This is a genomic window from Bacillus sp. T33-2 (genome assembly GCF_002860205.1).
Taxonomy (GTDB): Bacteria; Bacillota; Bacilli; order Bacillales; family Cytobacillaceae; genus T33-2.
In genome coordinates this window covers 121,851-142,228 of record NZ_PGVB01000010.1, presented here as the reverse complement: position 1 = coordinate 142,228, position 20,378 = coordinate 121,851, and the positions used below count along the sequence as shown (strand labels likewise).

16 protein-coding genes are annotated in these 20,378 nt (G+C 48.6%); 15 read left to right on the top strand and 1 reads right to left on the bottom strand.

Features of this window, described 5'->3' with window-relative positions:
* Positions 1-91: 91 nt before the first annotated feature.
* From CVD19_RS07610 to pyrE, 8 genes are read left to right on the top strand one after another with little or no spacing between them, the layout of a single operon-like run.
* Complete coding sequence (locus tag CVD19_RS07610; protein WP_101581255.1) at positions 92-1,030, top strand: aspartate carbamoyltransferase catalytic subunit; 939 nt, start codon at positions 92-94, stop codon at positions 1,028-1,030.
* Positions 993-2,279, top strand: coding sequence for a dihydroorotase (locus CVD19_RS07605; RefSeq protein WP_101581254.1), 1,287 nt, complete (start codon positions 993-995; stop codon positions 2,277-2,279). Before CVD19_RS07610 ends, CVD19_RS07605 begins: the two co-directional genes overlap by 38 nt.
* Positions 2,276-3,382, top strand: coding sequence for a carbamoyl phosphate synthase small subunit (locus CVD19_RS07600; RefSeq protein ID WP_101581253.1), 1,107 nt, complete (start codon positions 2,276-2,278; stop codon positions 3,380-3,382). The genes CVD19_RS07605 and CVD19_RS07600 overlap by 4 nt, the downstream gene beginning before the upstream one ends.
* A complete protein-coding gene (gene carB, locus CVD19_RS07595; RefSeq protein ID WP_101581252.1) occupies positions 3,361-6,573 on the top strand; it encodes a carbamoyl-phosphate synthase large subunit in 3,213 nt (1,070 codons plus the stop codon). Before CVD19_RS07600 ends, carB begins: the two co-directional genes overlap by 22 nt.
* Positions 6,573-7,349, top strand: coding sequence for a dihydroorotate dehydrogenase electron transfer subunit (locus CVD19_RS07590; RefSeq protein WP_374702876.1), 777 nt, complete (start codon positions 6,573-6,575; stop codon positions 7,347-7,349). The genes carB and CVD19_RS07590 overlap by 1 nt, the downstream gene beginning before the upstream one ends.
* The gene (locus tag CVD19_RS07585) at positions 7,346-8,287 is read left to right on the top strand and encodes a dihydroorotate dehydrogenase (protein WP_101581250.1); all 942 of its coding nucleotides are present in this window, start codon (positions 7,346-7,348) and stop codon (positions 8,285-8,287) included. The genes CVD19_RS07590 and CVD19_RS07585 overlap by 4 nt, the downstream gene beginning before the upstream one ends.
* Positions 8,259-8,975 carry an orotidine-5'-phosphate decarboxylase gene (gene pyrF / locus CVD19_RS07580; RefSeq protein ID WP_101581249.1) on the top strand — a complete coding sequence of 239 codons (717 nt, stop codon included), beginning with the start codon at positions 8,259-8,261 and terminating at the stop codon, positions 8,973-8,975. Before CVD19_RS07585 ends, pyrF begins: the two co-directional genes overlap by 29 nt.
* Positions 8,972-9,598 carry an orotate phosphoribosyltransferase gene (gene pyrE, locus CVD19_RS07575; RefSeq protein WP_101581248.1) on the top strand — a complete coding sequence of 209 codons (627 nt, stop codon included), beginning with the start codon at positions 8,972-8,974 and terminating at the stop codon, positions 9,596-9,598. Before pyrF ends, pyrE begins: the two co-directional genes overlap by 4 nt.
* Positions 9,599-9,848: 250 nt before the next feature.
* Here the strand turns inward: pyrE and CVD19_RS07565 are convergent, their stop codons facing one another.
* Complete coding sequence (locus CVD19_RS07565; RefSeq protein ID WP_101581246.1) at positions 9,849-11,561, bottom strand: Rqc2 family fibronectin-binding protein; 1,713 nt, start codon at positions 11,559-11,561, stop codon at positions 9,849-9,851.
* A 184-nt stretch (positions 11,562-11,745) separates the two neighbouring features.
* On the opposite strand from CVD19_RS07565, the gene CVD19_RS07560 reads away from it, so the two are divergent.
* From CVD19_RS07560 to priA, 7 genes are all read left to right on the top strand, one after another.
* Positions 11,746-14,436: a cation-translocating P-type ATPase gene (locus tag CVD19_RS07560; protein ID WP_101581245.1), complete on the top strand. Its 2,691-nt coding sequence runs from the start codon at positions 11,746-11,748 to the stop codon at positions 14,434-14,436.
* Positions 14,437-14,545: 109 nt separating this feature from the next.
* Positions 14,546-15,421 (top strand): YicC/YloC family endoribonuclease, encoded by an 876-nt coding sequence (locus CVD19_RS07555; RefSeq protein ID WP_101581244.1) that lies wholly within the window; start codon positions 14,546-14,548, stop codon positions 15,419-15,421.
* A gap of 57 nt (positions 15,422-15,478) precedes the next feature.
* Complete coding sequence (gene remA, locus CVD19_RS07550) at positions 15,479-15,742, top strand: extracellular matrix/biofilm regulator RemA (RefSeq protein WP_101581243.1); 264 nt, start codon at positions 15,479-15,481, stop codon at positions 15,740-15,742.
* A gap of 12 nt (positions 15,743-15,754) precedes the next feature.
* The gene (gene gmk / locus CVD19_RS07545) at positions 15,755-16,369 is read left to right on the top strand and encodes a guanylate kinase (RefSeq protein WP_101581242.1); all 615 of its coding nucleotides are present in this window, start codon (positions 15,755-15,757) and stop codon (positions 16,367-16,369) included.
* A 2-nt stretch (positions 16,370-16,371) separates the two neighbouring features.
* Positions 16,372-16,596 (top strand): DNA-directed RNA polymerase subunit omega, encoded by a 225-nt coding sequence (gene rpoZ / locus CVD19_RS07540; protein WP_101581241.1) that lies wholly within the window; start codon positions 16,372-16,374, stop codon positions 16,594-16,596.
* A 124-nt stretch (positions 16,597-16,720) separates the two neighbouring features.
* On the top strand, positions 16,721-17,932 hold the full coding sequence (gene coaBC, locus CVD19_RS07535; RefSeq protein ID WP_101581240.1) for a bifunctional phosphopantothenoylcysteine decarboxylase/phosphopantothenate--cysteine ligase CoaBC: 1,212 nt from the start codon (positions 16,721-16,723) through the stop codon (positions 17,930-17,932).
* The gene (gene priA / locus CVD19_RS07530) at positions 17,929-20,343 is read left to right on the top strand and encodes a primosomal protein N' (RefSeq protein ID WP_101581239.1); all 2,415 of its coding nucleotides are present in this window, start codon (positions 17,929-17,931) and stop codon (positions 20,341-20,343) included. Before coaBC ends, priA begins: the two co-directional genes overlap by 4 nt.
* Positions 20,344-20,378 lie beyond the last annotated feature (35 nt).

Genomic DNA, 20,378 nt, shown 5'->3' with positions numbered 1-20,378 from the left:
TGCCTGCCAGGCTCATTTTTCAGCACCCTGACTTCGGCCGGGGTGCTTTTTTACTGGGGATGGCCAATTTTATTTTGATGGAGGGCTAATAATGAAGCATCTGCTGACTACTTCCGAATTAACAGACCGTGACATCCAGGAAATACTTGATGACGCAACCTTATTTGCCGAGGGAACCATGTGGAATCCGGCCGGCCGGACATTTGTTGCGAATCTGTTTTTCGAACCGAGCACAAGGACGAAATGCAGCTTTGAAGTGGCCCAACGGAAAATGGGATTGGAAGTCATTCCTTTTGAGGCCGGGACCTCAAGCGTGACCAAGGGGGAGTCCTTGTATGATACTGTCCGGACACTGGAAGCTGTAGGAGTGGACGCCGTTGTCATCAGGCACAGTGAGAATAATTATTTCGAAAGCCTGGTTGACAAAGTATCGATTCCAATCATCAATGCCGGTGATGGCTGCGGACATCATCCGACCCAGTCACTATTGGATTTACTTACGATCCAGCAGGAGTTTCGCCGCTTCCGTGGATTAAGGACGGCGATTATTGGAGATATCCGCCATAGCAGGGTAGCCCGGTCAAATGCGGACGCGCTTGTACGCCTCGGGGGAGAGGTCATGTTTTCAGGACCCGAAGAATGGTTTGACAACAACGCTGTTCCGCAAGGGTGCAGATTCGTGGACATAGATGAGGCTGTTGAAAGCGCAGATGTAGTCATGCTTCTCAGGATCCAGCATGAACGCCACGGCAAAACGGAACAAGCTGCTTACGCGTACCATAAGCATTTTGGATTGACAGTGGAAAGGGAGAAGCGCATGAAGCCGCGAAGCATTATCATGCATCCGGCCCCCGTCAACCGCGGCGTGGAAATTGCTGATGAACTGGTTGAATGCGGGCGGTCAAGAATATTTAAACAGATGGAAAATGGTGTTTACGTCCGGATGGCGATATTAAAAAGATCACTAGAACAGGTGCGGGGAGGAAACGGATATGTCATTGCTGATAAAAAATGGCCGCTTGCTTACTGAGGACGGAAAATTAAAGGAGACTGATGTTTTAATCAAAAACGGATTGATTGCCGAAATCGGAACGGGAATTTCCAGGGAGGCTGCCGCGATAGTTGATGCGGAAGGAATGTTGATTGCGCCTGGCTTAATTGACCTCCATGTACATTTGCGGGAGCCGGGGGGAGAGAAAAAGGAAACCATCGCTACAGGGACGCTGGCAGCCGCAAAGGGCGGTTTTACAACTATAGCCGCCATGCCGAATACACGGCCTGTTCCTGATACATTCGAGCAGCTGGAATGGCTGAATCAAAGGATCGGTGAATCCGCCGCAGTAAGGGTGCTTCCATATGCTTCAATCACAGTGAGGGAGCTCGGAAAGGAATTGACAGATTTCAGCGCATTAAAACAAGCCGGTGCATTTGCTTTTACTGATGACGGAGTGGGCATCCAGTCGGCAGGCATGATGCTGGAAGCGATGAAACAGGCAGCGGCATTGGGAATGGCGGTCGTCGCACACTGTGAGGACAACTCGCTTATCAATAAAGGTTCTGTCCATGAAGGGAAATTTTCACAGGAACTCGGAATAAGCGGGATTCCTTCAGTATGTGAAGCGGTGCATATTGCCCGTGACATCCTGCTTGCAGAAGCGGCTGGCTGCCACTACCACGTCTGCCATATCAGCACAAAGGAATCAGTAAGGGCCGTACGGGACGCAAAACGGTACGGAATTAATGTGACCGCTGAAGTAACGCCCCATCATCTGTTGTTAAATGAAGGGGACATACCGGGACCTGACGCAAACTATAAAATGAATCCCCCATTAAGGGGAAAGGCTGACCAGGAGGCACTGATCGAGGGGCTGCTCGACGGAACGATCGATTTCATTGCGACCGACCATGCGCCGCACACAATTGAGGAAAAGAGTGAAGGGCTCCTGCTGGCGCCTTTTGGGATTGTCGGGCTCGAAACCGCGTTTGCGCTGCTGTACACCCACCTAGTCCAAAAAGGAGTCATTACCTTGTCCCAACTGATCGATTTTTTGACAAAAAAGCCTGCCGAAGCGTTCGGCCTTCCCTTTGGAAAGCTTGAACCTGGTGCTGTGGCAGACATTGTACTGCTGGATCTAGAACACGAGCAAACAATTGACCCATCAAGCTTCGTGTCGAAAGGAAAAAATACCCCGTTTGCAGGCTGGAAGTGCAAGGGCTGGCCGGCAATGACAATTGTCAGCGGAAAAATAGTCTGGAGCAAAGGAAGTGTAACATCATGAAAAGGAAGCTGATACTTGAAGATGGCACTGTTTTTATCGGCGAAGGCTTTGGAAGCCTGGCTGATACTGCCGGGGAAGTCGTATTTAACACAGGAATGACTGGGTATCAGGAAATCCTTTCCGACCCATCCTATTGCGGCCAGATTGTGGCCTTGACTTATCCCCTTATCGGAAACTATGGAATCAACCGGGATGACTTCGAATCGATATTGCCTGCAATCCATGGTTTTATTGTAAAAGAAGCAGCGGACCTGCCTTCAAATTGGCGGAGCGTAATGTCCATTCATGAGTATTTTAAAATGAAAAACATCCCAGGTATATCCGGAATTGACACAAGGAAACTGACAAAAATCATCCGCCGCTATGGAACGTTGAAGGGAACCATTTGCGGCATCAATGAAAATGAGGCAGAAGTGATTGAGAAACTGAGGGGCCAAGACCTGATGAAAGACCAGGTGAAACAAGTTTCAACTAAGAGTCCTTACCCAAGCCCCGGGAGAGGGAGCAGGATCATTCTCGTTGACTTTGGCATGAAACATGGAATTTTAAGAGAGCTCAACAAGCGGGATTGTGATGTCATTGTCGTACCTTACAATACGACCGCGAACGAGGTTTTGGCTCTGAACCCGGACGGTGTGATGCTGTCGAACGGACCAGGCGACCCAAAGGATGTTCCGGAGGCGATCAAAATGATTGAAGGCATTCTTGGCAGGATCCCAATGTTTGGAATTTGCCTGGGGCATCAACTGTTTGCCCTTGCATGTGGTGCAAACACAGTGAAAATGAAATACGGGCACCGTGGTTCAAACCACCCTGTAAAAGACCTGGGAACGGGAAAAATTGCACTGACTTCACAAAACCACGGATTCACAGTTGAGGAACGCTCGATTATCGACACTCACCTCGAGGTGACCCATGTTGCCCTGAATGATGGCACAATCGAGGGATTAAGGCATAAACATCTGCCGGCCTTCACAGTGCAGTATCACCCGGAAGCATCTCCCGGGCCAGAAGACGCCAATAACTTGTTTGAGCAGTTTTTGCGAATGGTTGAATCACAGAAACGGGAGGTTACAGTAGCATGCCAAAACGGACCGATGTAAAAAGCATATTAGTGATTGGCTCTGGACCGATTGTAATCGGGCAGGCAGCAGAATTTGACTACGCGGGCACCCAGGCCTGTATCGCACTTCGCGAAGAGGGCTACAAGGTTATCCTGGTGAACTCCAATCCGGCTACGATCATGACCGATACCGAAATCGCCGATGCAGTGTACATAGAACCGCTGACACTGGAATTTGTCAGCCGGATTATTCGCAAGGAACGTCCGGACGCAATTCTTCCAACGCTAGGGGGACAGACAGGCCTCAATCTGGCCGTGGAGCTTTCCCGCTCCGGTGTTTTGAAAGAATGCAACGTAGAAATACTCGGGACAAAGCTTGAAGCGATTGAACGGGCAGAGGACAGGGAGTTATTCAGGAGCCTGATGAATGAACTCGGCCAGCCGGTGCCTGACAGTGAGATTGTCCATGATCTCGGCGAGGCAAAACGTTTCGCATCTCTCGCCGGCTACCCAGTCATAGTGCGTCCGGCCTACACACTTGGCGGCACTGGCGGCGGGATTTGCCATGATGAGAAAGAGCTTGAGGATATTGTGTCAAGCGGCCTGAAACACAGCCCTGTAACACAATGCCTGCTTGAGAAAAGCATCGCAGGTTTCAAGGAAATAGAATATGAGGTGATGCGTGATGCCAATGACAATGCCATCGTCGTATGCAACATGGAAAATTTTGATCCTGTCGGCATACATACCGGCGATTCGATTGTTGTCGCACCAAGCCAGACACTGAGCGACTGTGAGTATCAGCTGCTCCGCAACGCTTCACTGAAAATCATCAGGGCACTTCAAATTGAAGGGGGCTGCAATGTCCAGCTGGCTCTTGACCCGGGCAGCTTCAATTATTTTGTCATTGAAGTGAATCCAAGGGTTAGCCGCTCATCTGCGCTTGCCTCAAAGGCAACCGGCTACCCGATTGCCAAGCTGGCCGCGAAAATCGCCGTCGGCCTCACGCTGGATGAAATGATGAATCCTGTCACTGGGAAAACATATGCCTGCTTTGAGCCTGCCCTTGATTATGTAGTCACAAAGATTCCGCGCTGGCCATTTGACAAGTTTGAATCAGCAAACCGGACGCTGGGAACACAGATGAAAGCAACCGGCGAAGTTATGGCGATCGGCCGCAATTTCGAAGAATCCCTGTTAAAAGCTGTCCGCTCACTTGAAGCAAATGTCTGCCATCTGGAGTTGGCTGGCGGCGTGGACATTGATGGATCCCTGTTGGAAAAAAGGATTAAAAAGGCCGGGGACGAAAGGCTCTTTTATATTGGCGAAGCGATCAGGAGGGGAATCAGTATCTCCGACATCCATGACTGGAGCAATATCGATTTATTTTTCCTGCATAAACTTGAAAAAATCATCTTGTTTGAAGCTGAGCTGAGTAATAACCCGTTTAACGAAGAAATCGGGCGAAAAGCAAAACAAAAAGGGTTCGCTGACAAGGTCATTGCCCGTCTCTGGAGCTCGACCGAAAAGGACGTATATGACTGGCGAGTCCGGACCGGCCTAATCCCTGTTTATAAAATGGTCGACACATGTGCAGCCGAGTTTGAATCGGAAACGCCATATTTCTATGGTACGTATGAGGAAGAAAATGAATCGCATATATCGGACAGGCAAAGCGTGCTCGTGCTCGGTTCAGGACCGATCCGGATCGGGCAGGGGATCGAGTTTGACTATGCGACAGTCCATTGTGTCAAGGCGATAAAAGAGGCCGGGTATGAAGCGATCATCATCAATAACAACCCGGAGACCGTCTCCACCGATTTCAGCATTTCCGATAAGCTGTATTTTGAGCCACTGACAATTGAAGATGTCATGAGCATCATTGACCATGAGACACCAATCGGGGCGGTTGTCCAATTTGGCGGGCAGACAGCAATCAACCTGGCTTCCGGGCTTGCTGAACGGGGTGTGCGCATTCTGGGCACTTCACTTGCCGACATGGACCGCGCCGAAAACCGGGACAAATTCGAGCGAGCCCTGATGGAGCTGGACATCCCGCAGCCGAAAGGAAGCACTGCAATGGCACCGGATGAGGCAGCAGAAATTGCCGCTAAAATCGGCTATCCTGTCCTTGTCCGCCCATCGTACGTCCTTGGCGGAAGGGCAATGGAAATCGTCTACCAGGAGCAGGAGCTGCTCCACTACATGGAGAATGCCGTGAAAGTCAGTCCCGAGCATCCTGTGTTGATTGACCGTTATTTAACGGGAAAGGAAATCGAGGTTGACGCCATTTCAGACGGTGAAACGGTTGTGATTCCCGGCATCATGGAGCATATAGAAAGGGCCGGCGTCCATTCCGGGGATTCGATTGCCGTATATCCCCCGCAATCCTTGAGCCCAACCGTAAAGGAAAAGCTGGTCCAGTATACACAGGAGCTGGCCATGGGCTTGAATATCATTGGACTGCTGAATATCCAGTATGTCATCTCAAAAGGTAAAGTGTTTGTGCTGGAAGTAAATCCCCGTTCAAGCCGGACTGTTCCGTTCTTAAGCAAGATTACCGGTGTACCGATGGCAAAGGTCGCAACTAAAGTGATTCTCGGCCAATCGCTTCGTGAACAAGGTTATGTATCAGGCCTTGTACGAGAAAAAGAAGGCGTGTTCGTAAAAGTGCCGGTGTTTTCGTTTGAAAAGCTCCGGCGCGTCGATATCACGCTTGGGCCTGAGATGAAATCTACGGGTGAAGTGATGGGCAAGGACGCAACACTTGAAAAAGCCCTTTATAAAGGCTTGATTGCAGCCGGGATGAAAATCAGGGAATTTGGGACAGTGCTGCTTACAATATCGGATAAAGACAAGCAAGAAGGACTGGCCATTGCAAAAAGGTTTGCCGCAATAGGGTACCAACTGATGGCAACGAGCGGCACAGCACGGTTTTTGCAATCAGAGGGAATCAGGGTAAAAGTAGTCGGAAAGATTGGTTCAGATGGCCCGAATATAATCGATGTCATCCGCAACGGAGAAGCCCAGGTTGTAATCAATACGCTAACAAAAGGAAAGCAGCCTGAAAGAGATGGGTTCAGGATTAGACGTGAATCTGTCGAAAACGGAATTCCATGCCTGACGTCTCTCGATACCGCAGAAGCAATTTTAAGAGTGTTAGAGTCTACGACTTTTTCAGCAGAGCCTCTTGGTAAGCCGACCGCCAGAAAGGAGCGGATCCTTTCTTGATTAAAAATGAGCTTTGTAGTGTGATCACTCATAACCGTATCGCTGCTTCGATTTACGAGCTTATACTGGAAGGCAGGATTTCCCTTGAAATGCATGCTCCCGGCCAATTCGTGCATTTAAAGGTGTCAAACGGATTGGACCCATTGTTAAGAAGGCCAATCAGCATTTCCAGCATCGATAAAGAAAAACAGCAATTCACGATGATTTACAGAAAGGAAGGGAGAGGCACCACACTGCTGTCCGAAAAAAGGACAGGTGAAACGGTCGATGTGCTTGGGCCGCTCGGCAACGGGTTTCCTGTGGACGAAGCCAAAAGTGGAGAAACTGCGCTTCTGATTGGAGGCGGCATCGGGGTTCCGCCTTTATACGAGCTTGCCAGGCAGCTTAAAGCAAATGGCGTGACAGTCAAAAGTCTGCTCGGTTTTCAGACGAAGGAAGCAGTTTTTTATGAAGAGCAGTTTGCCAATTTAGGAGATACGTATATTGCAACTGCCGATGGAACATATGGAACAAAAGGTTATGTGACAACGCTTCTCGAAAACACCGTTGCCAAACCTGATATCCTGTACGCCTGCGGGCCCACTCCTATGCTGAAGGCACTTGAAGCAGCCTGCCTGTGTGATAAAAGCTATTTCTCACTTGAGCAGCGGATGGGCTGCGGCATAGGGGCATGCTTTGCCTGTGTGTGCCATACAAAAGAAGATCCTGGCGGACATTCCTACAAAAAAGTATGCAGTGACGGTCCGGTCTTCAAAGCAGGGGAGGTGGTCATATGAGTTCCTTGTACACCGAATTGCCTGGTTTGAAGCTGAGGAACCCGGTGATGCCCGCTTCGGGCTGCTTCGGGTTCGGCAAAGAATACGGCCGGCTCTATGACTTAAACAGCCTTGGAGCAATCATGGTTAAAGCGACCACACCCGAACCGCGGTTTGGGAACCCGACGCCAAGAGTAGCGGAGACACCGGGCGGCATGCTTAATGCAATCGGCCTGCAAAATCCCGGGCTTGAGAAAGTCATGGCCGAAGAGCTGCCATGGCTTGAACAGTTCGACGTTCCAATCATCGCGAATGTCGCGGGTTCTAGGGAAGAAGATTATGTGAAAGTTGCAGGGGAAATATCGACCGCACCGAACGTCCACGCCCTTGAACTGAATATTTCCTGCCCGAATGTCAAAACAGGGGGGATTGCGTTTGGCACTGTTCCCGACATGGCGAAGGAATTGACGAAAAAAGTAAAGAGTGTTTCATATGTACCGGTGTATGTCAAGCTGTCGCCGAATGTCACCAATATCGTCGAGATTGCCAGAGCAGTCGTTGACGGCGGTGCAGACGGGCTGACGATGATCAATACCCTGCTTGGTATGCGGCTTGATATAAAAACCGCCAAACCCATCCTTGCAAATAAAACGGGCGGCCTTTCCGGCCCAGGCATTAAGCCGGTTGCAATCAGGATGATATATGAGGTGAGCCAGCATGTGTCCGTTCCGATTATCGGGATGGGCGGAATCCAGTCAGCAGAAGATGTCATCGAATTTTTCTATGCCGGGGCGAGTGCGGTGGCAGTGGGAACACAGAACTTTGTCGACCCGTTCGCATGTCCAAAAATTATCGAAGAACTGCCAGGATTGTTGGACCGGCTCGGGTTTGACCATATTTCAGAATGCACGGGGAGGAGCTGGAAACAGCATGGACAACTCAGTAATTATCGCCCTTGATTTTCCCGAACAAAAACAGGTATTGGACTTTCTTGAACGGTTTGAAAATGAACGGCTTTTTTTGAAGGTCGGTATGGAATTGTTTTATTGGGAAGGCCCCGCCATTATTCATAGGTTAAAAGAAATGAATCATAATATCTTCCTTGATTTAAAGCTTCATGACATCCCAAATACTGTAAGGAATGCGATGAAGAGCCTCGCCGGGCTCGGCTGCGACCTTGTCAATGTGCATGCCGCAGGGGGCATGGATATGATGGAAGCAGCGGTTGAAGGGCTCGATGCGGGGACACAAAGCGGGAGGACACGCCCCCTTTGCATAGCTGTCACCCAGCTTACAAGTACATCTGAGCAGCAGATGAAAAATGAGCAGCTTGTTCATGTACCTTTGTCGGAGTCTGTGCTCCATTATTCGAAGCTGGCGCACATGTCCGGCCTGGATGGCGTTGTCTGTGCTGTGCATGAGGCGAAGCTGGTGCGCGCTGAACTGGGTGGAGCCTTTTTAACTGTAACACCCGGAATCAGGCTGGCTAATGATGATATGCATGACCAAAAACGAGTGGCGACACCTAAAGGCGCAAGAAGCCATGGTGTATCCGCCATTGTCGTTGGCAGGCCGATTACCTCAGCAGAAAATCCACTTGAAAGCTATGAAAAAATCAAGCAGGAATGGGCAGGTGTTCAACAATGAAAAAACAGATAGCTGCAAGACTTCTGGAAATTGAAGCGGTGTTTTTAAGGCCTGATGACCCATTCACATGGTCTTCAGGGATCCTTTCGCCAATTTATTGTGATAATCGCCTTACCCTTTCATATCCAGCCATCCGCAGGGAAATAGCGGAAGGGCTGAAGGAGTTGATCACCACCCATTTTTCCGAGTGTGAACTTATAGCAGGAACGGCCACCGCAGGCATTCCCCACGCGGCTTGGGTAAGCGAGCTTCTTGGCATGCCGATGTGTTATGTCCGTTCAAAAGCGAAAGGGCATGGGAAGGGGAACCAAATCGAAGGGCTTGCGAAACCCGGGCAAAAAACAGTCATTGTTGAGGATCTGATTTCTACTGGAGGCAGTGTGATCAATGCAGCCGCTGCCCTGAAAGAGGCTGGCTGTGAGGTGCTGGGGGCCGTTTCGATTTTTACATATGAGCTTGAAAAAGGAACACAGCTCCTCGCAGAAGCGGGACTGGCTCTATTCTCCCTGACCGATTTTTCGACATTGACCGAAGTCGCAAAAGAGGAAGGATCCATCCGGGACACCGATTTAGAAAAGCTCTCATCATGGAGGAAAGATCCAGAGTCATGGGGTAAAGCCTGAAAATGGAGAGTAGCCGATTGAGCGTGATAGGCGACCGTAACGAGAAGCTGCCTCGGCCCATCTGGTGCATCTCCGGAAAAACAAAGGGATTCTCGCGGAAGCTAGCTACATTCTCGCGAAAATCCATCAAAATTTCGCGCAAACACTTTACAATCTCGCAAAAAAAAAAAATCTCGCGAAAACCAAAATTCGGCCGGGATTTTCTCATCCTGCAACACAAAAAAGGAAGCAGCAGTCGGCTGCTTCCCTTTTAACTTTGTTTTAACTGAAGGATTTTTTCTTCATCCGGAGTCACATAGACTGTTTGCTGCTGCTCGTATATAACAAAACCCGGCTTTGCCCCGCTTGGTTTTTTTACATTGCGCACTTTTGTAAAATCAACTGGCACTGAGCTTGAGTTTCGGGCCTTGCTGAAGTAGGCTGCCAACTGGGCGGCTTCAAGGATCGTCTGTTCCTGTGGTTCCTTGCTTCTGATGACAACGTGTGAGCCGGGGATGTCTTTCGTATGCAGCCAGATTTCATCCCGTGCAGCGAATTTATTTGTTAAATAATCGTTTTGCTTATTGTTCTTGCCTACATATATTTCGGTGCCGTCGGAGGATACAAACCGGTCAAGAGCAGGTTTGGAATTCGCAGCCTTTTTATTCTGCCGTTTCTGCCTCTGCCTTATATAACCGCCTTCAATCAATTCTTCCCTGATCTCTTCAATGTCTTTTGGTGATGCAGCTTCTACCTGCTGTGCAAGCGCCTCAAAATATGCTGATTCCTCTTGTGCATTCTCGATTTGTTCCTGTACTATCGTTAACGCGTTCTTTGCTTTTTGATATTTCGTGAAATATTTCTGGGCATTTTCAGATGGTGATTTCATCGGATCGAGCGGGATTGTGATGGTCCCTTCATCCTCATCGTAATAATTCAGCACTTCAATCTCTTTCATCCCTTTTTGGGCAGCATATAAATTTGCCGTCAGCAATTCCCCATACAGCTGGAACTGTTCGGCATTTTTCGCTTCCTTTAGAGTCGATTGAAGTTTTTTGATCTTTTTCTCATTTTTTTCTTTTTCATTTGAAATGAACCTTTCAAGGTCATTGGCCTGCTGCTTTACCCGGTCGCGTTCTGCTTTTCCGAAATAGAAGCGGTCAAGCATTTGGCTGAGCCTGGCAAAAGGTTTCGAATCCCCTTTGATATGTTCAAGCGGAAATAGGTAAAAATTATCCTTTCCGTTAGCGGAAGTAATCGAAGGGTTGTAAATGTGGGCCTTCAGACTCCCTATGACTTCCAAAAAGGCTTTCGGCAAAGTGACCCTGTTGGCTAGCCCTGCCCTGAACACAATCTCTTTCGCTGCGAGGGGCGAAAGGCCGGCAAACTGCTCTACAAGCTGCCTGTCAAGGTTTCCTGCATTAAAATCAAGCCTTTTCAAAATTTCCTGTTCATCTGCCTCGAACGGGTCCTTTTTTTCCTGGCGGGGAGGGAGGATGTATTCTTGCCCCGGCAGGATGGCCCGGTGGGTGTTCACCGCAAATGACACATGCTTGATGCTGTCCAAAATCAAATTCCGTTCCTTATCAACAAGGATGATGTTGCTGTGCCGCCCCATGATCTCCACAATCAGCTGTTTATAGGAAACATCACCGATTTCGTTTCTGCCTTTAACATCAAAAATAATCATTCTATCAAGGCCTGATTGCTGAATTTTTTCTATTATAAAGCCTTCAAGATGCTTCCTGAGAAGCATGCAAAACATCGGCGGCTCGGATGGGTTTTCGAACTGCTCTTCAGTAATTTGAACCCGCCCGTAGCTGGGGTGCGCTGAAAGAAGCACCCTGTGGTTTGTTCCGTTGGCCCTGACGACCATGAGAATTTCGTTTTTGAATGGCTGGTGTATTTTATTTATGCGCCCGCCCGCAAGTTCGCGGGACAATTCAGCTGTGATCGCTCTTGTAAATAGTCCGTCGAATGACATAGTAGTGACACCCTTTTCCTATCTGTCTTCTATATAAATGGCCATTATGCCGCAGTATGTTCCATTATGAGTGTGGGCCCCGGCTTTGTAAATATTAAAGCATTTTTTGGGACAGGGCTGAATATGCTTTCTTTAGAGTGAGGACAACTCTTGTTCATACTAAAGGAGGAAGTGAGATGGCCGGATGAAGTTCCATGAGATGAACGAAACTGAAATAGCCAGTGCCTTGAGGGCTGACTTCTCTGACGGTTTATCGCAGAAGGAAGCGGCAGCCAGGATAAAGCAATATGGCTATAATGCTCTTGATGAAGGAGAAAAGCAATCGGCTTTGCTCTTATTTTTTAGTCAATTTAAAGATTTTATGGTCCTCGTTTTGCTGGCGGCCACATTAATCTCCGGTCTTCTTGGCGAAATGATCGATGCTGTGGCCATCATTTCAATTGTAATTGTAAACGGATTTCTAGGTTTTTTCCAGGAAAGAAAAGCAGAAAAATCACTGGATGCCTTAAAAGAGCTGTCCGCACCACAGGTCGTGCTGCTAAGGGAAGGAATCTGGGTAAAAGTGCCATCAAAAGATGTGGTGCCCGGTGATGTAATCAAATTTGGAAGTGGGGACAGGATTGGGGCTGATGTAAGATTAATAGAAAGCAAAAGCCTGGAAATCGAGGAATCTGCCTTGACAGGTGAATCCGTTCCCGTGCCGAAATTCACGGATCCGTTGCGCATTCCAAATCCCGGCATCGGCGATATGGAAAATATGGCTTTTATGGGGACGATGGTAACGAGGGGGAGCGGCATAGGCGTTGCCGTAGCCACCGGCATGAATACGGCCATGGGCCAGATTGCAGATTTGCTGCAGAAGGCCGAAACGATGGAGACACCGCTGCAGCGCAGGCTTGAACAGCTTGGAAAAATACTCATTACAGCAGCTTTGCTGCTTACCGTTTTAGTCGTTGGCATCGGGGTTCTGCAAGGACAGGATCTCTACACGATGTTTCTTGCCGGCGTGTCACTGGCAGTTGCGGCGATCCCCGAAGGGCTGCCTGCAATTGTTACCGTTGCCCTTTCACTTGGCGTACAGCGGATGATAAAAAAGAATGCGATCGTCCGCAAGCTTCCTGCTGTTGAAACCCTTGGCTGTGCTTCTGTTATTTGCTCTGATAAAACAGGCACGATGACCCAGAATAAAATGACAGTGACCCATCTTTGGAGCGGCGGGAAAATGTGGACGTTGGACGGGGTTGGCTATGCACCTAAAGGCGAGTTTTTCCGGGAAGGCCGCCGCGTCGATCCGGCGTCTGAAAAATCACTGCAGCAGCTCCTGTCGTTTGGGTTAATGTGCAACCATGCAAACATCATTGAAAAGGACAAGGAATTCCTGATTGACGGTGACCCGACAGAAGGCGCTTTGCTTGTGTCAGCAATGAAAGCAGGCTACGACCGTTCAACCCTCCTGCAGCAGTTCGAAATCGTGAACGAATTTCCTTTTGATTCACAGCGGAAAATGATGAGCATCATCATCAAAGACCAGTCCGGACGACAGTTTGTCGTTACAAAAGGCGCCCCTGACATTTTGATTGGCCTGAGCAATTCCATCCTCTGGGATGAAAAACAGCAGGCCCTGTCAAAAGAATTGAAAGCGAAAGTACAGCATGCGATAGACAGCCTGGCCGGCAATGCCCTCAGGAATATTGCGGTCGCCTTTAAACCGTTGAAAGCCAGCACCGTCATCCTCGATGAAAAAGAAGCAGAAAAGGATCTTGTTTTCATCGGCCTGCAGGGCATGATTGACCCGCCGCGCCCCGAGGTGAAAGAGGCGGTGAAAGAGTGCCGGGACGCTGGCATAAAAACCGTGATGATAACAGGGGATCATGTCGCAACCGCAAAGGCAATCGCCGCACAGCTTGGTATTCTCTCCAAAAACAGCAAGGTGATGGACGGCAACGCCTTATCAAAAATGTCGGTTGAAGAATTGGAGGAAGTGGCAGATCACGTGTCAGTGTTTGCCAGAGTTTCCCCGGAGCATAAGCTGAAAATCGTGAAAGCCTTGCAAAATAAGGGACATGTCGTTGCCATGACCGGCGACGGCGTTAATGATGCTCCCGCGATAAAAGCAGCGGACATCGGGGTGGCGATGGGAATTACCGGGACGGATGTTGCGAAGGAAGCTTCGTCACTCGTTTTACTGGACGATAATTTTGCCACGATAAAGGCAGCCATTAAAGAGGGGAGAAACATATATGAGAACATCAGGAAGTTTATCAGGTATTTGCTTGCGTCGAATGTAGGCGAAATCCTGGTTATGCTGTTTGCGATGATACTTGCGCTTCCACTGCCGCTGGTCCCGATCCAAATTCTGTGGGTGAATCTTGTTACAGACGGATTGCCGGCAATGGCTCTCGGCCTCGATCAGCCGGAGGACAATGTAATGAAACGGGCGCCACGCAACCCAAAAGAAGGAGTGTTCGCTAGGGGGCTCGGATGGAAAGTCGTTTCAAGGGGATTTTTGATCGGCCTTGTCACACTTGTTGCTTTCATGACCGTTTATTACCGGAATCCTGATGAGCTTGCATATGCACAGACAACAGCCTTTGCGACGCTTGTCATGGCACAGCTGATCCATGTATTTGATTGCAGGAGCGAAAGGTCTGTGCTGGCCCGTAACCCGTTTGGCAATAAGTATCTCGTCTGGGCCGTCATTTCATCACTGCTTCTCGTGATCGGAGTGATTTACCTTCCTTCACTCCAGCCAATTTTCCACACTGTTTCAATATTGCCTTCAGATTGGCTTTTGATTGCCGGTTTATCAGCTGTCCCTACTTTTTTGCTGGCCGGAACATTTTTCGCAAGTAAAACAAAGAAGAATATGATATAATCCAAAAGGTAATAGAGAAGGCTCTATTGCCTTTCTTTTTGCCTGAGGTTATATTAGTGCACCTTATGCAGATAACACCGTACTTCTCAAACGATTGGATGTGTGTTAAATGGTCGTCAGTATGACCGGGTTCGGCCGGAGCACAAAAGAATCAGGTCAATTCAATGCAACGGTTGAAATCAAAACAGTCAACCATCGCTTTTGTGAGTTCCATATCCGGATGCCCCGCCAGCTTCTCGCTATCGAGGACAAGCTGAAGAAAAACCTTGGCAGCCGCATCGATCGGGGAAGGGTCGAAGTCTTTGTGATGCTTGAAGGCGAAGGTACAGTAAACCGCAGTGTACATATCGACTGGAAACTCATGGACGAATATGTTCGACATATAGCAGACATAAAGGAAAAATACAAGGTTTCCGGTGAAGTTACCATCCAGGATCTCGTAAGCCGGGAAGAATTGATTGTCTTTGAAGAAAAGGCGGCAGGCAATGATGAACTTGAACATCTTGTATTAATGGCCGCAGACGAGGCAGCACAAGAGCTGATGCAAATGCGCCTGCAGGAAGGAAGCGCCCTTGAAAAAGATGTCACAGCCAACATTGGCCTGCTAAGGGATCATGTATTACATATAAAGCAATATGCCCCCGCTGTTATCGAACAGTATCGTGAAAGGCTGTCAAAAAAGCTTCATGAATTTGTTGGCGGCATAGTAGATGAGGCCAGAGTCCTGACAGAGGCAGCTGTTTTTGCCGACAAAGCTGACATTAACGAGGAACTGACAAGGCTAGACAGCCATATCGCACAGTTCTTTAAAATACTCACCCTTACAGATCCTGTTGGCAGGAAGCTTGATTTTCTCGTCCAGGAAATGAACCGTGAAGTGAATACGATCGGTTCAAAAGCAAATGATGCTGAAATTGCGAGGGCGGTAGTTGAAATGAAAAGCCTCCTTGAAAAAGTGAAGGAGCAGGTTCAAAATATAGAATAGCTGTTTAGAAACGACCCTGCACGGCCAAAATAAATAACTGATGATTGGGGGAGCCTCATGTCTATAAAGCTGATTAATATCGGGTACGGAAATATTGTTTCCGCCAACCGTATTATCTCGATTGTAAGTCCGGAATCGGCACCGATAAAGAGGATGATTCAGGAGGCCCGTGAGAGGGGTTCATTAATAGACGCTACATACGGCAGAAGGACAAGGGCGGTCATCATGATGGACAGCGACCACGTGATTTTGTCCGCGGTACAGCCGGAGACAGTGGCCCACCGCTTAAATGACCGGGATGAAATTATCGATGAAGGGTAGGATTCATTAAATATGCAGGAAAAAGGGTTGTTGATTGTTCTATCCGGTCCATCCGGAGTTGGGAAAGGAACGGTCCGGAAAGAAATATTTTCACATCCGGATACGAAATTCGAATATTCCGTTTCTGCAACGACACGGCCGCCAAGGGAAGGCGAAGTGCAAGGGGTGGATTACTTTTTTAAAAGCCGCGCTGATTTCGAAGAATTAATCCAGCAGGACAAATTGCTCGAATACGCTGAGTATGTCGGCAATTATTACGGAACTCCGGTTGATTATGTGAGAGAAACCTTGGATGCCGGGAAGGATGTATTCCTGGAGATCGAAGTCCAGGGTGCAATCCAGGTCCGTAAGAAATTTCCCGAAGGGCTGTTTATTTTCCTTGCGCCGCCAAGCCTGTCTGAATTAAAAAACAGGATTGTCACCAGGGGGACGGAAACCGAGGACCTCATTTATAATCGCATGAAGACGGCGCGGGAAGAAATTGAAATGATGGACCTGTATGATTATGTCGTTGAAAATGACCGTGTTGAGATCGCCTGTGAAAGAATCAAGGCGATTGTGGTCGCTGAGCATTGCCGCAGGGAAAGAGTCCAACACCGCTATAAAAAAATGCTGGAGGTAGATTAAACATGCTTGATCCTTCTATTGATTCCTTATTGACAAAGATAGACTCGAAATACTCGCTCGTATCTGTGGCCGCCAAGCGTGCCCGCAGCATGCAGATAAATTTTGATCCAAGGCTTGGTAAATATGTTTCCCATAAATATGTTGGGAAAGCACTTGAAGAAATTCACGCTGACAAGCTTCATTTTAAAACGGCCGCGAACCAGGATCAATTGAACGCAGTCAGGTAATTCACGATAACAACCCAGCACATGGGTTGTTATTTTTTGTTACTGTGTCAAATAGATGAAAAAAAACGACAGTTCTTGCATAATGGAAGAAGAATGTTGAATGAGCGGAATTGGGGGTTCAAATATGATGCAAGGTAAAAAAATCTTATTGTGCGTGTCTGGCGGGATCGCAGTTTATAAAGCAGCAGCCATTACGAGCAAGCTGACGCAGGCAGGGGCTGCCGTAAAAGTCATCTTGACTGAATCTGCCGCAAAATTCGTTGCTCCACTCACGTTTCAGGCCCTATCCCGCAGTGAAGTTTATACAGACACTTTCGATGAAAATCATCCCGAAGTGATCGCCCATATCGATATTGCCGACTGGGCCGACCTGATCCTCGTGGCACCGGCCACTGCCAACACGATTGGAAAACTTGCCAGCGGGATAGCCGATAACATGATAACCACCACCATACTTGCCGCTACAGCACCAGTGTGGATTGCCCCGGCGATGAATGTGCACATGTACACCCATCCAGCGGTAACCAAGAATATGGAGGCCTTAAAAAGCTTCGGGTATCAATTTGTCGAACCGGGAGAAGGATACCTCGCCTGTGGATATGTAGGAAAAGGACGGATGGAGGAACCAGAAACAATTGTTGAATTGATTGGACAGTTTTTTGCCGGGGGACAAAGGCTGCTGGACGGGAAAACAATCGTGGTTACAGCGGGCCCGACAAGGGAAAAAATTGATCCGGTCCGTTTCATTTCCAACCATTCAACTGGAAAAATGGGATATGCCATCGCAGAAGAAGCAACAAAGCAGGGCGCCAGAGTCATTTTAATTTCCGGTCCGGTCAGCCTGGAAGCCCCGGCAGGTATCGAAGTCAAGTATATTGAAAGTGCGGAAGAAATGTATGAAGCGGTAATGGACAGCTTCAATGAAGCAGACGCTGTCATCAAGACGGCTGCTGTTGCCGATTATCGGCCAAAAACAGTTTCCGCTGAAAAGGTGAAGAAGCAGGACGGGGAACAGTCGCTTCAATTGGAGCGGACAAAGGATATTTTATTTGAGCTCGGCAAGATAAAAACAAACCAGGTACTGGTCGGCTTTGCCGCCGAGACGAACAATGTCGAAGAGTACGCCCGCGGAAAGCTGATCAGGAAAAATGCTGATATGATCGTAGCGAATAATGTCAAAAAAGCCGGTGCAGGATTCGGCACAGATACCAATATTGTATCGATATTTACACGTGGCAGGGAGCCGCTCAATCTGCCGCTGATGCCAAAGCATGAGGTGGCGAAAAGGCTGCTCTCTGAAATTGCGATTTTATTGCAAAAGGGTGACCGTGAATGAGCATAGCTTGTGTGATCGTAGACGTGCCCGCGAAACAGACAGATAAAACATTCGACTATACAATCCCTGAGCACCTGGAAGAAATCATCAGGCCGGGTGTCAGGGTAATCGTCCCGTTCGGCCCCCGGAATATCCAGGGCTTCGTCACTGAAGTAAAAAATGAATCCACCTACGATAAGTTGAGGGAAATTAAAGATGTAATGGATCTGACTCCGGTGTTGACGGATGAGCTCCTTGCACTTGGGGACTGGATGTCTTCCAAAATCCTCTGCTACCGGATTTCTGCGTATCAGGCCATGCTTCCGGCTGCTTTAAAGGCAAAATACGAAAAGAAAATAGTACTCTCTCAAAACACCATTGTGTCAGAACTCCCGGAACAGGTCCAGGAGCTTTTTCAGAACAGTGAAAGTGTAAACTGGGATGCTGCGGCAGAGAAAGGGCTTGTGCCTCTGCTGCAAAAGGAAGCAGTCAAAGGCATGATAGAAGTTGTTTATGAGGTGAGGGAGCGGGTCAGAAAAAAACTCCTGAAACATATTTACCCCGCAGTTGAAGCCGCAATGCTCAATGAGCAAAAGGAAAAGCTGACGGCCCAGGCAAAGGGGCAGAGAGCCGTACTTGATTTTTTCATTGCTCACCCTGAACCGGTAGAATTAAGGTTCATCAACTCCCAGCCGGGAATTTCCGCTGCATCTGTGAAAGCATTGGTCCATAAAGGCATTTTGAAGGAAAAACACACGGAGGTTTACCGGGATCCATTTTTATCACGGGAATTTGAAAAAACTGCGCCACTAACGCTGACGTATGAGCAGGAACAGGCGATTGGCCCTGTCATTTCAGCCGTGGAAGATAACCGCCATGAAGTTTTTTTGCTCTATGGCGTGACTGGCAGCGGCAAGACCGAGGTGTATCTGCAATCCATTCAACAGGTGCTGGATAAGGGGCAGGAGGCGATTGTGCTCGTTCCCGAGATTTCGCTGACACCCCAGATGGTGAAAAGGTTTAAGGAACGGTTTGGGGATTTGGTGGCCGTCATGCACAGCGGGCTGTCAGCAGGGGAGAAATATGACGAATGGCGCAAAATACAGCGCAGGGAAGTCAAAGTCGTCGTTGGCGCAAGGTCTGCTGTTTTTGCCCCATTTGAAAATCTCGGAATTATCATTATTGATGAAGAGCATGAGACGAGTTATAAGCAGGAGGATAATCCAAGGTACCATGCCAGGGATATCGCCATTGAAAGGGGAATTTTTCATAATTGCCCTGTTGTCCTGGGCAGTGCTACCCCTTCACTTGAATCGTTCGCAAGGGCTCATAAAGGGCGCTACACTCTGCTCACTTTGCCAAAAAGAATGAATGACCAGCCGCTGCCTGCGGTAGAAATCATCGATATGCGCGAGGAGCTGAGGGCCGGGAACAGGTCGATGTTTTCCAGGAAGCTGTTCCAGATGCTTGAAGACCGCCTGGAAAAGAAGGAACAGACGGTGCTGTTTTTAAATAAACGCGGACATTCCTCTTTTGTCATGTGCCGCGATTGCGGTTATGTCGTCAATTGCCCTCATTGTGATATCACCCTTACGTATCACCGTTCAAATGAACGGATGAAATGCCATTACTGCGGGTATGAGGCGCTCGTACCCGGTCATTGCCCGGAATGTTCAAGTGAGCATATCCGCTATTTTGGAACGGGAACGCAAAAGGTTGAGGAAGAGCTCGCAAAAATTCTTCCGCATGCCCGGGTGATCCGCATGGATGTAGATACGACCGGACGCAAGGGGGCCCATGAAAAGATGCTGACAGCGTTCCAGGAAGGGCAGGCAGATATTTTGCTTGGTACGCAGATGATAGCGAAGGGCCTTGATTTCCCGAATGTCACCCTGGTCGGTGTCCTGTCTGCTGACACGATGCTCCATCTTCCGGATTTCCGTTCGTCCGAAAAAACATTCCAGCTGTTAACTCAGGTCAGCGGAAGGGCGGGGAGGCATCATCTGCCCGGCGAGGTCACCATCCAGACATACACACCGGAACATTACAGCATCGAACTGGCGGGCACCCAGGATTTTGACAGTTTTTATCAAAAAGAAATGATGGTAAGGAAAATCCATAAGTATCCGCCATTTTATTACCTCACATTAATAACAGTCAGCCATGAAGACCTCATGAAGGCAGTCTCGGTGACTGAAAAAATCACCAGGTTCATTGCGTCGCGCCTGTCCGCTGAAGCGGTCGTCCTCGGTCCGGTGGCCTCGCCGATACCTCGGATCAACGATAGATATCGTTACCAATGTCTGATAAAATACAAGAGGGAACCCGAGCTGGACGTTGCACTCAAAACCATGCTTGACAGGTACCAGCAAGAGACTGCGTCAGGGCGCCTGCAAATCTCGGTTGATGTCAATCCTTATATTTTGATGTAAACGTATGAGAGTGTTTTATTTGGTGGAAAATCAAC

Excerpts from the sequence above, each read along its gene's own strand:
- pyrF (WP_101581249.1), top strand. The coding sequence starts at position 8,259 with ATGGACAACTCAGTAATTATCGCCCTTGATTTTCCCGAACAAAAACAG.
- CVD19_RS07560 (WP_101581245.1), top strand. The coding sequence starts at position 11,746 with ATGAAGTTCCATGAGATGAACGAAACTGAAATAGCCAGTGCCTTGAGG.
- pyrE (WP_101581248.1), top strand. The coding sequence starts at position 8,972 with ATGAAAAAACAGATAGCTGCAAGACTTCTGGAAATTGAAGCGGTGTTT.
- coaBC (WP_101581240.1), top strand. The coding sequence starts at position 16,721 with ATGATGCAAGGTAAAAAAATCTTATTGTGCGTGTCTGGCGGGATCGCA.
- gmk (WP_101581242.1), top strand. The coding sequence starts at position 15,755 with ATGCAGGAAAAAGGGTTGTTGATTGTTCTATCCGGTCCATCCGGAGTT.
- CVD19_RS07565 (WP_101581246.1), bottom strand. The coding sequence starts at position 11,561 with ATGTCATTCGACGGACTATTTACAAGAGCGATCACAGCTGAATTGTCC.
- CVD19_RS07600 (WP_101581253.1), top strand. The coding sequence starts at position 2,276 with ATGAAAAGGAAGCTGATACTTGAAGATGGCACTGTTTTTATCGGCGAA.
- priA (WP_101581239.1), top strand. The coding sequence starts at position 17,929 with ATGAGCATAGCTTGTGTGATCGTAGACGTGCCCGCGAAACAGACAGAT.
- remA (WP_101581243.1), top strand. The coding sequence starts at position 15,479 with ATGTCTATAAAGCTGATTAATATCGGGTACGGAAATATTGTTTCCGCC.
- CVD19_RS07610 (WP_101581255.1), top strand. The coding sequence starts at position 92 with ATGAAGCATCTGCTGACTACTTCCGAATTAACAGACCGTGACATCCAG.
- CVD19_RS07555 (WP_101581244.1), top strand. The coding sequence starts at position 14,546 with ATGGTCGTCAGTATGACCGGGTTCGGCCGGAGCACAAAAGAATCAGGT.
- rpoZ (WP_101581241.1), top strand. The coding sequence starts at position 16,372 with ATGCTTGATCCTTCTATTGATTCCTTATTGACAAAGATAGACTCGAAA.
- CVD19_RS07605 (WP_101581254.1), top strand. The coding sequence starts at position 993 with ATGTCATTGCTGATAAAAAATGGCCGCTTGCTTACTGAGGACGGAAAA.
- carB (WP_101581252.1), top strand. The coding sequence starts at position 3,361 with ATGCCAAAACGGACCGATGTAAAAAGCATATTAGTGATTGGCTCTGGA.
- CVD19_RS07585 (WP_101581250.1), top strand. The coding sequence starts at position 7,346 with ATGAGTTCCTTGTACACCGAATTGCCTGGTTTGAAGCTGAGGAACCCG.